The sequence below is a fragment of the Bradyrhizobium sp. CIAT3101 genome, assembly GCF_029714945.1.
GTDB lineage: Bacteria > Pseudomonadota > Alphaproteobacteria > Rhizobiales > Xanthobacteraceae > Bradyrhizobium.
Genome location: NZ_CP121634.1, coordinates 8,023,947 through 8,038,522, shown reverse-complemented (window position 1 = coordinate 8,038,522; position 14,576 = coordinate 8,023,947). Strand labels below are relative to the sequence as shown.

Annotated in this window: 12 protein-coding genes; 9 read left to right on the top strand and 3 right to left on the bottom strand. The window is 65.1% G+C overall.

Annotated features, from left to right (window positions below; all coding sequences use genetic code 11):
* Nucleotides 1–163: 163 nt before the first annotated feature.
* Both QA645_RS37605 and QA645_RS37600 read left to right on the top strand, forming a co-directional pair.
* Nucleotides 164–1,657 (top strand): FAD-linked oxidase C-terminal domain-containing protein, encoded by a 1,494-nt coding sequence (locus QA645_RS37605; RefSeq protein ID WP_283046133.1) that lies wholly within the window; start codon nucleotides 164–166, stop codon nucleotides 1,655–1,657.
* A 27-nt stretch (nucleotides 1,658–1,684) separates the two neighbouring features.
* Nucleotides 1,685–2,848, top strand: coding sequence for an acyltransferase family protein (locus tag QA645_RS37600; protein ID WP_283046132.1), 1,164 nt, complete (start codon nucleotides 1,685–1,687; stop codon nucleotides 2,846–2,848).
* A 48-nt stretch (nucleotides 2,849–2,896) separates the two neighbouring features.
* Here the strand turns inward: QA645_RS37600 and QA645_RS37595 are convergent, their stop codons facing one another.
* On the bottom strand, nucleotides 2,897–3,232 hold the full coding sequence (locus QA645_RS37595) for a putative quinol monooxygenase (protein ID WP_254134467.1): 336 nt from the start codon (nucleotides 3,230–3,232) through the stop codon (nucleotides 2,897–2,899).
* 332 nt (nucleotides 3,233–3,564) lie between these two features.
* Here QA645_RS37595 and QA645_RS37590 point away from each other — a divergent pair, with 332 nt between their 5' ends.
* The 5 genes from QA645_RS37590 (at nucleotide 3,565) to QA645_RS37570 (ending at nucleotide 8,740) form a co-directional block, all read left to right on the top strand.
* Nucleotides 3,565–4,254, top strand: a complete 690-nt coding sequence (locus QA645_RS37590) for a helix-turn-helix transcriptional regulator (RefSeq protein ID WP_283046131.1) — start codon at nucleotides 3,565–3,567, stop codon at nucleotides 4,252–4,254.
* A gap of 33 nt (nucleotides 4,255–4,287) precedes the next feature.
* Nucleotides 4,288–5,526, top strand: coding sequence for an FAD-binding protein (locus QA645_RS37585; RefSeq protein WP_283046130.1), 1,239 nt, complete (start codon nucleotides 4,288–4,290; stop codon nucleotides 5,524–5,526).
* Complete coding sequence (gene glcF / locus QA645_RS37580; protein WP_254134464.1) at nucleotides 5,523–6,845, top strand: glycolate oxidase subunit GlcF; 1,323 nt, start codon at nucleotides 5,523–5,525, stop codon at nucleotides 6,843–6,845. Before QA645_RS37585 ends, glcF begins: the two co-directional genes overlap by 4 nt.
* Before the next feature lie 70 nt (nucleotides 6,846–6,915).
* On the top strand, nucleotides 6,916–7,296 hold the full coding sequence (locus QA645_RS37575; protein WP_254134463.1) for a histone: 381 nt from the start codon (nucleotides 6,916–6,918) through the stop codon (nucleotides 7,294–7,296).
* A 427-nt stretch (nucleotides 7,297–7,723) separates the two neighbouring features.
* Entirely contained in the window at nucleotides 7,724–8,740 is a 1,017-nt protein-coding gene (locus tag QA645_RS37570) for a TorF family putative porin (protein WP_283046129.1), read from the top strand.
* Nucleotides 8,741–8,938: 198 nt separating this feature from the next.
* On the opposite strand, the gene QA645_RS37565 is transcribed toward QA645_RS37570, so the two are convergent.
* Entirely contained in the window at nucleotides 8,939–10,702 is a 1,764-nt protein-coding gene (locus QA645_RS37565; protein WP_254195672.1) for an ABC transporter ATP-binding protein/permease, read from the bottom strand.
* 314 nt (nucleotides 10,703–11,016) lie between these two features.
* Here QA645_RS37565 and QA645_RS37560 point away from each other — a divergent pair, with 314 nt between their 5' ends.
* On the top strand, nucleotides 11,017–12,681 hold the full coding sequence (locus tag QA645_RS37560; RefSeq protein ID WP_283046128.1) for an L-lactate permease: 1,665 nt from the start codon (nucleotides 11,017–11,019) through the stop codon (nucleotides 12,679–12,681).
* Nucleotides 12,682–12,817: 136 nt separating this feature from the next.
* A complete protein-coding gene (locus QA645_RS37555) occupies nucleotides 12,818–13,216 on the top strand; it encodes an META domain-containing protein (RefSeq protein ID WP_254134459.1) in 399 nt (132 codons plus the stop codon).
* Nucleotides 13,217–13,344: 128 nt separating this feature from the next.
* On the opposite strand, the gene QA645_RS37550 is transcribed toward QA645_RS37555, so the two are convergent.
* Nucleotides 13,345–14,556 carry a hypothetical protein gene (locus QA645_RS37550; RefSeq protein WP_254134458.1) on the bottom strand — a complete coding sequence of 404 codons (1,212 nt, stop codon included), beginning with the start codon at nucleotides 14,554–14,556 and terminating at the stop codon, nucleotides 13,345–13,347.
* Between the last annotated feature and the right edge of the window lie 20 nt (nucleotides 14,557–14,576).

The following is a 14,576-nucleotide window of genomic DNA, read 5'->3' as shown; positions in this document are numbered from 1 at the left end:
GCCACGAAACCATGACAGGTTTCATGGCTGCCTACTTGTCCCAGAGCGAACTCGCCGCGGATCGTGGCTCCGACTTTCGGACGGCCTACCCAAACCGTCGCGGACATGATTGATTTGTCGTGATAAATTGACGTGCGGAAGGATATGCCATGAAGGGTTTGATATGGCCATCATGATGCCTGCGAGCGACCAGGCGGTGCTCACGCGCCGCGCGGAGATCGTTGCTGCATTGCGCGCAATCGTGCCGGGCGAGGGCGTGATCGATACGCCTGCCGAGATGCGAGCCTATGAATCCGACGGGCTGACCGCCTATCGGCAACCACCGATGGTCGTGGTGCTGCCCGACACCACCGAGCAGGTCTCGCTCGTCCTGAAATATTGTGCCGCCCAGGGCATCAAGGTGGTGCCACGCGGCTCCGGCACCTCGCTATCCGGCGGCGCGCTGCCGCTGGAGGACGGCGTGCTGCTGGGCCTCGGCAAGTTCAAGCGCATCCGAGAGGTCGATTTCGACAACCGCGTCGTCGTCACCGAGCCCGGCGTCACCAATCTCGCGATCAGCCAGGCGGTCGCGCATGATGGCTTCTATTACGCGCCCGACCCGTCCTCGCAGATCGCCTGCTCGATTGGCGGCAATGTCGCGGAGAATTCCGGCGGGGTGCATTGCCTGAAATACGGCATGACCACCAACAACGTGCTCGGTTGCGAGATTGTCCTGATGAGCGGCGAGATTTTGCGCATCGGCGGCAAGGGGTGCGAGAACTCGGGTTACGATCTCATGGGCGTCATCACGGGCTCCGAGGGACTGCTCGGCGTCATCACCGAGATCACGGTGCGCATCCTGCAGAAGCCGGAGACGGCGCGCGCGCTGATGGTGGGCTTCGCAGAGGTCGAGGCAGCCGGCGAATGCGTGGCGCGCATCATCGGGGCCGGCATCATTCCCGGCGGGATGGAGATGATGGACAAGCCGGCGATCCACGCCGCTGAGGCCTTCGTCCATGCCGGCTATCCGCTCGACGTCGAAGCGCTGCTCATCATCGAGCTCGACGGTCCCAAGATCGAGGTCGACGAGCTGATCACGCGCGTCGAGACCATCGCCAACGGCTGCGGCTCCACCAGCTGCCAGATCTCGACCTCGGAGGCCGAGCGCAATCTGTTCTGGGCCGGCCGCAAGGCCGCGTTCCCCGCGGTGGGTCGCATTTCGCCCGACTATCTCTGCATGGACGGCACCATCCCGCGCGGCGCGCTGCCGAAGGCGCTCGCCCGAATTCGCGAGCTCTCGGAAAAATACCAGCTCGGTTGCGCCAACGTGTTCCACGCCGGTGACGGCAATCTGCATCCGCTCATCCTCTACGATGCCAACAAGACCGGCGAGATCGAGCGCGCCGAAGCCTTCGGCGCCGACATCCTGCGCGCCTGCGTCGAATTTGGCGGCGTGCTCACCGGTGAGCACGGCGTCGGCATCGAGAAGCGCGATCTGATGCCTGACATGTTCACCGAGATCGACCTCAACCAGCAGCAGCGATTGAAATGCGCCTTCGACTCGCAGGGCCTGCTCAATCCCGGAAAGGTGTTTCCGACCCTGCACCGCTGCGCCGAGCTGGGCCGCATGCATGTGCACGCCGGCAAGGTGGCGTTCCCGGATATTCCGCGGTTCTGACGGCCGAAGATCCGGCGCGGTGGCGGCATGGCCGACGTTCTCATGGGGGCTACGGAAGAAGCTCCGGCCAGGCCGGCGGTGACGTCGCGCCTGCTGTTCATCGACAACATCCGCTGGTCGATGATCATTCTCGTGCTGAGCATGCATGCGGCCGACACCTACAGCCCATTCGGCAATTGGTACTATGTCGACCGGAAGGAGACCGGCTTCGGAACGGCTGTGTTGTTCGGCATCTATCAGAGCTTCCTCCAGGCCTTCTTCATGGCGGCGCTGTTCTTCATCGCCGGTTATTTCGCCGCCGCTGCCTTCGATCGGAAGGGGTTTTCCAGATTTGCGCGTGACCGGCTGATCAGGCTCGGCCCGCCGACCTTGCTCTACATGTTGGTGATCGGTCCGCTGACGCAGTATTTCCTGTCCTGGACCTGGGGCAAGGGCGGCTTCGGGCATCAATGGCTGATCCATCTGAAAGATGGCGAGTGGCTCTCCGAGACGGGACCGATGTGGTTCTGCGCGGTGCTGCTGCTGGTCTCGCTGCTGTATGGCCTGATCCGCCGGGCCGGATGGCGCGAACCGCAACTGGCGCTGCGCGGCTGGGGAATCGTCCTGTTCGTTGCGGCTATGGCGGCGACTACCTTCGCCGTCCGCATTGCGATCCGCGCCGATGCCTCCGTGCTCAACGTTCACCCCGGCGACATCCCGCAATATGTTCTCATGTTCGCAACCGGCAGCCTCGGCTATCGCGGCAATTGGATGCTGGGCGTCGCCGAACGCTCCTGCATCCGGTGGGGACTGTTCGCGCTATCTCTTTCCGCACCGTTGTTCGCGGCGCTTGTGCTGTTCGGTGGCGCCCTGCACGGCGACACGGCGCTCTATGGCGGCGGCTTCAACCTTGTCAGTGCCGGGAAGTGCTTGTGGGAGGCGCTTGTCTGCGTCGGCATGGGCCTGTTGATGCTGGCCGTCTATCGCCGCCATTTCGACGCGCAGGGCCCGGTCGCGAGATGGCTCTCGGACAACGCCTTCGGCGTTTATCTGATCCACCCGCCGATCCTGATCGGCTTCGCCCTGCTCCTGCACGCGCTGCCGCTGTTCGCACTCACGAAGGCGCTGCTGCTGACGATGCTGGCGGGGATCGGCAGCCTCGCCGTCTCGGCGTTGATCCTGCGGAAATCGCCGCTGCGCGCGATCATCTAGTCGTGCGACGCCGCGGTCCGGATCGAACCGCGGCGCCCAGGCGCGTTCCTACATGAGCGTGTATTGCGCGCGCTCGCGCTTCGCCAGCAGCGGCAGCGCTTCGCCGGCGATGTAGGTCTTGAAATGCGCGCTCTCCTGATGCGCCTTGAATGCCGCCTCGTCGCGGAACAGTTCGTAGAACAGGAACTGCGCCGGATTATCCTTGCCGCGCGAGATCAGGAACAGTTTGACACCGTCTTCGCGCTGCGCCTCCGGCAGGAAGCGGTCGAGGATGGCGGCAATCCTGTCCGCCTCGCCCGGTTTCGCCTCCCATTGCGCGACCACGAGCAGGCCGCCGCCGTCGACGGCGTCGCTGATCGATTTCTGTGTGGCATAGTGGTTCATTGTCTTTGCTCCTTGCTCTTGTGCCTGAGATGGCGCCGCCGTCCAGGGCGAGAGATAGATCGCCAGGACGGTGCCGCAGGCGCGGATCACCGACCTGCGGCTGAACGCTGCACGTGCGCGCGGCGCTGGCCGCGCATGTCTCGATCGCTCCATCTGTGTCTCCATTGCTTCGTCTCGATCGCGATCGCTGCGACCATGTCGCGACGGCTTGCCGGTTGGGTTCGCCTGACATCGAAGTGTCGATGTCGTGAACATTTCGATCATGATCGAAACGTTGCGGCGATATCCCGTGCCAGAAGCAGAATGGGTTTCGTCACAAGCCGGAGCCGGCCATGCCGACCATCGCACGCGAACTTGCTGACCTCGCAGCCCTGATCGCCGATCCCGGCCGCGCCCTGATCCTGTCGCGACTGATGGATGGACGCCCGCAAACCGCGGGTGAGCTGGCGCTGGTCGCCGGCGTCACGCCGCAAACGGCAAGCTGGCATCTCGGCCGGCTGGTGCAGCACGCGCTTCTGAAAGTCGAGCGGCGGGGGCCGCGGCGGTTGTACCGGCTCGCCACGCCGCTGGTCGCGCAGATCCTGGAGGGCATGATGACGGTCGCTGCGATCGGTCCGCCAGGTTCACAGCCACCGGCACGGATCGATGCCGCGATGCGGCGAGCCCGGACCTGCTACGATCACCTCGCGGGCGAGCTCGGTGTCGCCCTCGCTGACGCGCTGCGGGAGCGCGACTATCTGGTGCTCGACCAGGAGGTCGGCGAGCTGACGGCAGCGGGCACGGCGTTCCTCGGCAGTTTCGGTCTCGATCTCCGCCCGTCGGCGCGGCACCGGCGGGTGCTGTGCCGGCCCTGCCTCGACTGGAGCGAACGCCGGCCGCATCTGGCCGGACGGGCTGGGGCGGCACTTGCCGAGCTGGCGTTCCAGCGCGACTGGATCCGCCGCAGGCCGCAAGGACGCTCCGTCGAGATCACCGATAGCGGGCTCGACGCATTCCGCTCCCTGTTCGGCATCCGCATTTGATTTTGGGACCAAATTTCGTTACCCGCTAGAGGCGTGGATACGCTCAGGGTCAGAGACGCCAAAGACGTCGAAGAGGTGGTGCGCGCGGCGATTGCCAATGAGCAGCCGCTCGAGATCATCGGTCATGGCAGCAAGCGCAGCATCGGGCATGCCATGGCGACCAAGGCCGTGCTCGACGTCTCCGCGCTGAATGCGGTCACCTCCTATGAGCCCAATGAGTTGATCGTGACGCTCCAGGCCGGCGCGCCGCTGGCCGACGTGCTGTCGCTGATCGATGCCAAGAACCAGCAATTCGCCTTCGAGCCGGTCAACACCGCGCCGCTGCTCGGCACACCGGCGTTCGGCACCATCGGCGGCATGATCGCGGCCGGGCTCGCCGGCCCGCGCCGGATCAAGGCCGGCGGGGCGCGCGACCATCTCCTGGGGGCGCATGCCGTCTCCGGTTTCGGTGACAGCTTCAAGACCGGCGGCAAGGTGGTGAAGAACGTCACCGGCTACGACCTCTGCAAGCTTCTCGCGGGCTCCTGGGGCACGCTGTCGGTGATGACGGAAGTGACGCTGAAGGTGATGCCGAAGCCCGAAGCCGAGCGGACGCTGCTGCTGCGCGGGCTGGACGATGCCGTCGCCAACAAGGCGATGACCGCGGCGCTCGGCTCGCCCTTCGACGTCTCCGCCGCCGCGCATCTGCCGAAATCGGCCTTCCGCGCCAGGACCGACGGGCTTGGCGATATCGCCAGCCAGAGCGAGGCGCTGACGGTGCTGCGGCTCGAGGGCATCACGGCTTCCGCCGCCCATCGCGCCGGTTCGCTGCGCGAATTGCTGGCCCCGTTCGGAACCGCCACGCTGGTCGAGGACGCCGCCTCGTCGACACTGTGGGCAACCATCCGCGACGTGCTGCCGTTCGCGGCCAGCGGCGCGCTTGGCGGCTGGCCGGTGTGGCGGATCGTCTGCCCGCCGGCGTCGGGCGCGGCCCTCGGCACGCAATTGGCGCGCGAGACCGGCGGCGACGTCATCTACGACTGGGGCGGCGGGCTGATCTGGGCGGCGCTGCCGCCGAAGGCCGATGCGCATGCCCCGGCCGTGCGCCAGCGCGCCGATGCATTCGGCGGGCACGCCACGCTGATCCGAGCGGCCGAGGACGTCAGGCGCGGCGTCGACGTGTTCCATCCGCAAGCGCCGGGTGTCGCGGCCCTGAGCGAACGGGTCCGCGCCAGTTTCGATCCGAAGTCCATTCTGAACCGGGGACGGCTGACGCGGGGCGCTGCGGCATGAAGACCGAATTCTCACTCGCGCAGCTCGCCGACCCCGACATCGCGGAAGCCGACAAGATCCTGCGCGCCTGCGTCCATTGCGGCTTCTGCACCGCGACCTGTCCGACCTACGTGCTGCTCGGCGACGAGCTCGATAGCCCGCGCGGCCGCATCTATCTGATCAAGGAGATGCTGGAGAAGGACCAGGCGCCGACGGCCGAGGTGGTCAAGCATGTCGACCGCTGCCTGTCGTGCCTTGCCTGCATGACGACCTGCCCCTCCGGGGTGAACTACATGCACCTCGTCGACCAGGCCCGTGTCAGGATCGAGCAGCGCTATCAGCGTCCGCTCGCCGAGCGGCTGCTGCGCCAGGTGCTGGCCTACGTCCTGCCGGACCCGCAGCGGTTTCGCATCAGCATGCAGCTGGCGCGGCTGGCCCGGCCCTTCGCCGTCTTCCTGCCGACCCCGCGGCCCTCGGCCACGCCCGGCCTGATCCAGCGCCTCAAGGCGATGCTGGCACTGGCTCCCGGCCAGCTGCCGGCGCCGGGCGCGCTTCCCGGCAGCGTGTTCGCAGCACTCGGCAAGAAGCGCGGCCGGGTCGCACTGCTCCAGGGCTGCGCCCAGCAGGTGCTGGCGCCGCGCATCAACCAGGCTGCCATCAGCCTGCTGACCCGCCACGGCATCGAGGTCGTCCTGGTCAGGGACGAGCAATGCTGCGGCGCGCTCACCCATCATCTCGGTCACGACGACGATGCGCTGGCCAGGGCCCGCGCCAACGTCACGGCGTGGCAGAAGGAGGCCGCCGGCGAGGGGCTCGATGCCATCCTGGTGACGGCGTCCGGCTGCGGCACGGTGATCAAGGACTACGGCTATCTGCTGCGCGAGGACGGCGCGTTCGCCGCCGATGCGGCGAAGGTGTCCGCGCTTGCGAAGGACATCACTGAGTACATCGCCGGCCTCGGACTCGAACCCACCGCGCGCCAGGACAACATCGTCGTCGCGTATCACTCAGCGTGTTCGTTGCAGCACGGGCAGAAAATCACGGGCCTTCCGAAAGAATTGCTTTCCAAGAATGGATTCGTGGTGAAAGATGTCCCGGAGAGCCATTTGTGTTGCGGTTCGGCGGGGACCTACAACATTCTCCAGCCTGAGCTTGCGGGCCGGTTGCGCGATCGCAAGGTCGCCAACATCGCGAGCGTCAAGCCGGACATGATTGCCGCAGGCAATATCGGCTGCATGGTGCAGATTGCCAGTGGCACGTCAGTTCCGGTCGTACACACGATTGAGCTTCTCGATTGGGCTACGGGCGGGGCGCGGCCGGCACTCAATGCGTCGCGCTGAGCTTTCGTCCGGAGGTGACGGTTGAAGGGCGCCCGATCGACCATTGTTCGGCGGCAACAGGAGGACCACGATGGCGAAAGCGAGTAAGAAAAAAAGCAAGAAGGCCAAAAAGGCCAAGAAGGTTGTAGCGGCGAAGAAGGCGACGAAGAAGAAGGCGGCCAAGAAGTCCGCCAAGAAGGCAGCGAAGAAATCGGCCAAGAAGGCTGCGCCGAAGAAGGCCGCCAAGAAGACGGCAAAGAAGGCTGCGGCCAAGAAGGCCGTGAAGAAGGCCGCGCCGAAGAAGGCAGCCAAGAAAGCAGCCAAGGCAGCAGCACCGAAGAAGGCGAAGGCAGCTCCCGCGCCGAAGCCCGCAGCTCCCGTGGCAGCGCCGGCCCCAGAGCCCGCCGCCGAGACGAGCTGGGCGATGCCTTCGTCTTCTGCGGAGCCCACGCCGGCGGAAGGGCAGGGTTAGGTTCAAGGGGCTGGGCGCCAAGCCCAGGCTTGAGGCCCGGTCCATCTCCCCGACCACGATCGACAACAGAAAGGCCGCAGCGGTGACGCTGCGGCCTTTTTGCATCGTGGCTCCGGCGGGGGGCTGCCCTTTTTTGAGTCAGCTGATTCGTGGCACGCGCGCCACGGCGCCGGCGGCCTACGTAGTATCCCGGACGCCTCTGTGCACTTTGGAGTGAAAATAATGTGATCGAGAAGCAACACCAACCGACAACCTTTCGTGGAATCGTCAGAACGCCCAAAAAGTCGGCAGATGCTCTTGTTTTTTGCTTCTCGCTTTACGTCACTCCCTCCAGATTGCGGCGGTAACGAAATTTGCAATCAGGTCGGGTGCCCCGGGGGGCTTTCCGGAGCTCGACCGGGGTCTAGAACTGGTGATGGGGATCGAAATGAAGAAAGTGACTTTGTTGGCAACGGCGCTGGCAATGGTGACGGGCTCGGCTTTCGCGGCGGACATGCCTATGAAGGCTCTGAAGGCTCCTCCCGCGCCCGCTTTCGATCCCTGGGATATCGCCTTCGGCGGCGCGATCATGAGCGACTACATCTTCCGCGGCGTGACCCAGTCGAACCACAAGCCGTCGGTCGCCGCCTATTTCGAGCCGCGCTACAACGTCACCAAGGACCTGCAGCTGTACGCCGGCGTGTCCGCTGAAAGCATCTCCTTCGCCAACCGCGCCGCGGCCGAAGTCGACGTCTACGGCGGTATCCGCCCGACCTTCGGCGCCTTCGCCTTCGACATCGGTGTCTGGGGCTACCTGTATCCGGGCGGAAGCTGCGCCGATAACGTCGGTGTCGTCCCCGCCGGTGGCGGGTTCGTTCCCGGCGGCGGCGTCTGCCCCGTCAGCACCACGACCATCTTCCTTGCCGACGGCAACGTCATGAAGAAGGACGTCAGCTTCTTCGAAGTCTACGGCAAGCTGAACTACACCATCAACGACAACTGGGCCGTCGGCGTAAACGAGTACTACTCGCCGAACTTCCTGAACTCGGGCGCCTGGGGCAACTACTCCTCGCTGACCGCGAAGTGGACTGCGCCGAGCACCACCTTCGGTGCCTCGGGCGTCGGCATGTACGTGTCGGGTGAGTTCGGCCGGCAGTGGCTCGGCACCTCGGACGCCTTCTACGGCATCCCCGGAACGATCTATGCCAACGGCATTCCCTACAAGAGCTACAACACCTGGAACGTCGGTGTCGGCTTCACCTACAAGGTGTTCACGCTGGACCTGCGTTACTCCGGCACCGACCTGAACAAGGGTGATTGCAACGCCTTCACCAGCGCCTTCAACGCCACTGGCACCACCAACGTCACCGCGATCAACCCGGGCGGCGCCGGCTCCAACTGGTGCGGTTCGGCCGGTATCGCCAAGCTGTCCTTCGACCTGACGGCGATGAGCAACCTGAAGTAAGTTTTGTCCCGAGACGACTGACGAGGGCGGCAGAGCAATCTGCCGCCCTTTTGTTTTGCCGGGGTGCCATAGAGCTTGGCGGTCGCTCCAGATTCGCTCGTCATGCCCGGGCTTGTCCCGGGCATCCACGTTCTCTTCTGTGCTTCCGGCAAGGTCGTGGATGGCCGGGACAAGCCCGGCCATGACGATCTCGAGATATCAGCGCGCCGCGCTCGGCTCCGGCTCGGCCGGCGCATCGCCATTGCCCAGCACATGGATCGCGCCGTCCTTTGCCATCGCCACCTTGCGGGTGTGGAAGGCGTCGAGCGTCGCGCGGTGGCCGATCGAGACGATGGTGGCCTGCGGCAGCTTCTCCGCCAGCAGCCGGTACAGCCGCGCCTCGGACGGCTCGTCGAGCGAGGCGGTGGCCTCGTCGAGGAAGAGATAGTCCGGCCCATGCAGCAGCGCGCGGGCGAGCCCGAGGCGCTGTTGCTCGCCGAGCGACAGCATCCGGTTCCAGTGGCCGTCCTCGCCCAGCCGGTCGGCGAGGTCAGGCAGGCCGACGGCGATGACCGCATCCCGGATCTGGGTCGGCTGGAACGCGCCCGGTGCCGCGGGATAGATCACGGCGTCACCCAGCGTACCGACCGGGAAATAGGGGCGTTGCGGCAGCATCATCAGCTTCGCCTGCGCGGGGACGGCGATGGTGCCGGTACCGAACGGCCAGATGCCGGCGATGGCCCGGAACAGGGTCGACTTGCCGGAGCCCGACGGCCCGGTCACCAGCACGCGCTCCGAAGCCTGGATGGCGAAGCCGTCGGCTGCGACCAGCGGCGTGCCGTTGGGGAGATACACGCAGAGCTTATCGAGGCCGATCGTGCGGCTGCCGCCGGCCACCCTGAGTTCGATCGTGGCCTCATGCGCCGGCAGGTTTGCCGCCGTCTCGACCGACATCTCGAAGCCGTCGAGACGCGCGACGATCGCGCGCCATTCCGCGATCGTTCGATAGGCCGTGACGAAGAACGACAGCGCATCCTGCACCTGGCCGAAGGCCGAGCCGGTCTGCATCATGTCGCCGAGCTGGATGCTCTTGGCGAAGTAGGCGGGCGCGACCACCACATAGGGAAAGATCGTCGCGGCCTGACCGTAGCTCGCCGTGAAGGCGGTGAGGCGCTTGGTCCGGCTCATGATCGCATACCAGTTGCCGATGACGTGGCCGAAGCGCTGCAGCAGATGGCCTCGCTCCGCGTTCTCTCCTTTCAAGAGGGCAATCTGCTCGGAATTTTCGCGCACGCGGATCAGGTTGAAGCGGAAGTCGGCCTCGTAGCGCTGCTTCTCGAAATAAAGATTGATCAGCGGCCTGCCGATCCAGTGCGTCAGTGCCGTACCCAGAAGCGCGTAGGCCAGCGCGCACCAGACCAGGAAACCCGGGATGACGATATCGGTGCCGTAAATGTGCAGGGGCGCCTTGTTGGACAGGCCCCAGAGGATGACGATGAACGACGCCAGCGTCACGATCGATGACAGCAGGCCGAGACCGAGGACGAGCGTTTGCTCGACGAAGTTCGTGACGTCCTCGGTGAGGCGCTGGTCCGGGTTGTCGGCGGCATCGCCCTTCAGCTGCATGCGGTAGTGCGTGGCGCCGTTGAGCCATTCGCCGAGATAGTGTTGCGTCATCCAGCGCCGCCAGCGGATCTGCAGCCACTGGTTCAGATAAAGCTTGTAAACGGCCAGCGCGACGTAGGTGAAGGCAAGGCCGAGGAAGATCCAGACCTGCATGACGAACTCGTTCAGATCGTAGGCCTGGAGTGCGCTGTAGAACCGGTTCTGCCACTGATTGAGCAGCACGTTGATCGCGACGAGCGTCAGCTCCATTGCGACGACGACGCCGAGCAGGCCGCGGCCGGCCCATTTGTCCTCCGATCGGAAATAGGGACCGGCGATTCGCCAGACGGTCGCGAGCGTGGCGCTGATGTTCTTCACAGAGGGGGATCTCCTGACGGATATTCACAGCGGCGCCAGAGCCAAGCGGCTGAGGCGATGGCAGAAAATGGGTGCGCTTAGACTAAAGTCGCAAGTTCTGCAATTTGCGTTGGCTAGCCGCGGCTTGCAACCCTAGCATGGGTACAACGGCGTGGGGTGGGGGCCTCCTGATTTTCGCGAGCTTGTGAGCAGCCGGGAACCGCGGCTTTCGCGAGGAATTCGCGTCCAACTCGGGGGTTATCGCTTCCAACGTCAAGCAGGTCCGCCGTCCACGCTGGCCGGCCTGCGGCATAAACGCGTGGGGGAGGAAGACCATGTGGAATCAAATCTATGATCCGCTGCACAGCCCCGTGCTGTCGACGATCGCGGCGGCGATACCCGTCGTCACGCTTCTGGTCCTGATCGCGAGCGGGCGCGTTCAGGCTCACATCGCAGCCATCGTCGCCGTGATCGTGACCAACCTGATCACGATCTTCGTTTTCACCATGCCGGTGAACATGTCGATCCGCGCCTCGATCCTCGGCATCGTGACCGGCTTCTTCCCGATCGGCTGGATCGTGCTCAACGTCATCTTCCTCTACCAGGTGACGGTCACGACCGGGCGGTTCGAACTGTTGAAGCGCGCGGTCGGCGGCGTCACCGAGGACCGGCGGCTGCAATTGCTGCTGATCGCCTTCTCCTTCGGCGCCTTCTTCGAGGGCGCCTCGGGCTTCGGCACGCCGGTGGCGATCACCGGCGCCGTGCTGATCGGCCTCGGCTTCTCGCCGCTCGCGGCGTCCGGCCTGTCGCTGATCGCCAACACCGCGCCTGTCGCCTTCGGCGCGCTGGGGACGCCGATCCAGGGCCTCGCCTCCGTCACCGGGCTCGATCCCTACATCCTCGGCGCGATGGTCGGGCGGCAATTGCCGCTGTTCTCGCTGATCGTGCCGTTCTGGGTGGTGTGGGCCTTCGCGGGCTGGAAGGGCATGAAGGATGTCTGGCCGGCGATCCTCGTCACCGGCGTGACGTTCGCGGTCCCGCAGTTCGTGATCTCGAACTACGTCAATCCCTGGATCGTCGACATCGGCGCGTCGCTGATCTCGATGGGCGCGCTGATCCTGTTCCTGAAGGTCTGGCAGCCGAAGCAGCTCTGGCTGTCGCCGGCGCTGCGCGGACATGATGAATCGGCTGCGACGATGGCCGCGGCAAAGCCGATCGACAAGACGCCGTTGACCCAAAGCGAGCTCTTCAGTGCGTTGTTGCCGTGGATCATCGTCTGCGTCGTGATGCTGATCTGGGGCAATGGGGCCTTCAAGACCTGGGCGAACTCGATCTTCGTCTGGAACTATCCCGTTCCGGAGCTGCACCAGATGATCAACAAGATGCCGCCGGTCGCACCAGGGCCGACCAAGGAAGCGGCGGTGTTCGGCTTCACCTATCTGTCCTTCACCGGCACCGGCATGCTGATTGCGGCGATCATCTCCGGCGTCCTGATGGGCGTTGGTCCCGGCAGGCTGCTGGTTGAATACGGTCGCACCATCCGGCTCTGCGCGATCTCGCTGATCACGATCTCGGCGATGCTCGCGATCGGAACGCTGACGCGCCTCTCCGGCGTCGACGCGACGCTGGGTCTCGCCTTTGCCGCAACCGGCGTGCTCTATCCCTTCTTCGGCACGTTGCTCGGCTGGTTGGGCGTGGCACTGACCGGATCGGATACGTCGTCGAACATCCTGTTCGGCAACCTGCAGAAGATCACCTCGCAGCAGCTCGGCCTGTCGCCGATCCTGATGGCGGCGGCGAACTCGTCCGGCGGCGTGATGGGCAAGATGATCGACGCGCAATCGATCGTCGTCGCCTCCACCGCGACCAATTGGTACGGCCACGAAGGCACGATCCTGCGCTTCGTGTTCTGGCACTCGATCGTGCTGGCCTGCCTCGTCGGTGTGTTCGTGACGTTGCAAGCCTATGTCTATCCGTTCACGGAGCTCGTCCTGAAGTAGCAGCGACGGTCCGGCATTGACGAAAAGCCCCGCGGGATCGTCCCGCGGGGCTTTTTGCGTCCTGGATCGGCGAACCTTCTCAAAGGCTTTGCCGTCTTATAAAAGACCCCGCAAAGCGGGTCGGTCGAGAGGTCTCATGGTATCGTTGAAGCAGATGGTGTGCGCGGCGGCTGCGTTGCTCGTGATGTCCGCCGTTGCGCGAGCGGAAGAGGGCTTTCCCTTCGGCACCGAGATGACGCTCGAGGCCGTGCCGCAACCCGGCTCGAAGCGAATCCCGAACATCGAGATCGGCGACAATGGTGAGGTCGTGCTCGAGCTCTGGTGCAAGGGCGGCAAGGGCCAGTTCTCGGTCGCCGGCAACACCGTGATTTTCGTTCCCGGCGCAATTCAGGATCGGTCCTGTCCGCCGGCAAAGGCCCAGGCGGATGACGACCTCGTCGCCGCTCTCGCCGCCGTCGAGACCTGGAAACGTCAGGGCGATGTGCTCACGCTGATCGGCCCGAAGCCGCTGCGCTTCCGCGCCAACGGCAATTAGGTCTCTCCGTCATGCCCCGCGAAGGCGGGGCATCCAGTACGCCGCGGCCTATCGATTCAAGCACGGCGGTCTCGGAGTACTGGATCGCCCGGTCAAGCCGGGCGATGACAGCGCGTCGAGAGTTCCGCCTATTTCCACACCGACTTGTCGGCGTCCCAGCGCTGGCCCTTCAGCTCCTTGGCGAGCGCCTCGATCGAGCCGTTGTCGTCGGGCTGGTCGCCTTCCTCATCGGCCGTTGCGTCATCGGAAACGTTGAGCTTGGCGCCCGTGCTCTCGTCGGCGGTGGTGGTCGAGGGGCTGCCGATCCAGACCATCAGCTTGTCTGATGTCCCCGGCTTGTCGGCGGAGATGAGGCCCGAGACCTCGATCGTGTCGGTGAGCTCGAGCGCCGGGAAATCCTGGTTCGGCCGTTTGAAAACGAGCTTGAGCTTGCCGGTGGCGGCGTCGAAGCCCTGCGAGGCCGGCTTGGCCGCGAGCGTCTTGCTCAGCACGCCGGCAATTGCCGTGGCGAGCTTGTCGCGGTTGATCTTGTCGCCGTCGCGCCAGTCGGCGGCGGGAATGCGGACGGTGCGATCCATCTCGGCGAGCCCCGCGGTCCAGCCCGCGGCCGTGACGCCCGGCATCGCCTTGAATTTCGCGAGCAGCGCGGCCGAGCGCTCCGGATCGACCGACATGTTGATGGTCTGCTCGCCGGCGCGCAGCGCGTCGCAGCCGACGGAGAGGCTTGCCAGCGTCACCTCGACGTCCTGGCCCTTGAGGCTCTTCAGGAACTCGGTCGCGTTATCCAGCTTGACCTTGACCGCGATCGCTTCCGGCGACACTTCGGTAAAATCCTTCGGCTGGGGCGTGATGCCGTCGTCGGTGGTCTGGTTGTCCAAAAATTCCTTCTCGCTGAGATCGGCATTATCAGGCGAGGTCACTTCGGTCATGGTCTGGCCGATGCCGATCTGGCCGCGGAACTCGAAGGTGTCGCCGGTCGGCTTGCGCGTGAGCTTGACGGTGACCGGCGCCTTGGCGCCGAGGCTTTGCGTCGTTCCACTCAGCGTCTGGCCGGAGATCTGGAGATTGACGACGAAGCGGTCCTTGCGATCGGAGTTCTTGGCGACGGGGTAGCAGACGTCGAGCACCGCCGCGGTCACCGTCTTGCCCTGCCGGGTCTCCTTCAGGATCACGTCGGCATTGCCGTCCATCAGCCCGTCGATCGAGGTGAAATAGCGCGTCTCCATGCCGCCGGGCGCCGTGGCCTTCGGCGACAGCTTCATCTGGGCTGAGGCGACCTCGGGCGATACTGCAATCAGAGCGGCCAGAAGGGCTGTCGAACAAACCAGAAGCGCGCGCATCGACGAAATCCTCGGAGGAA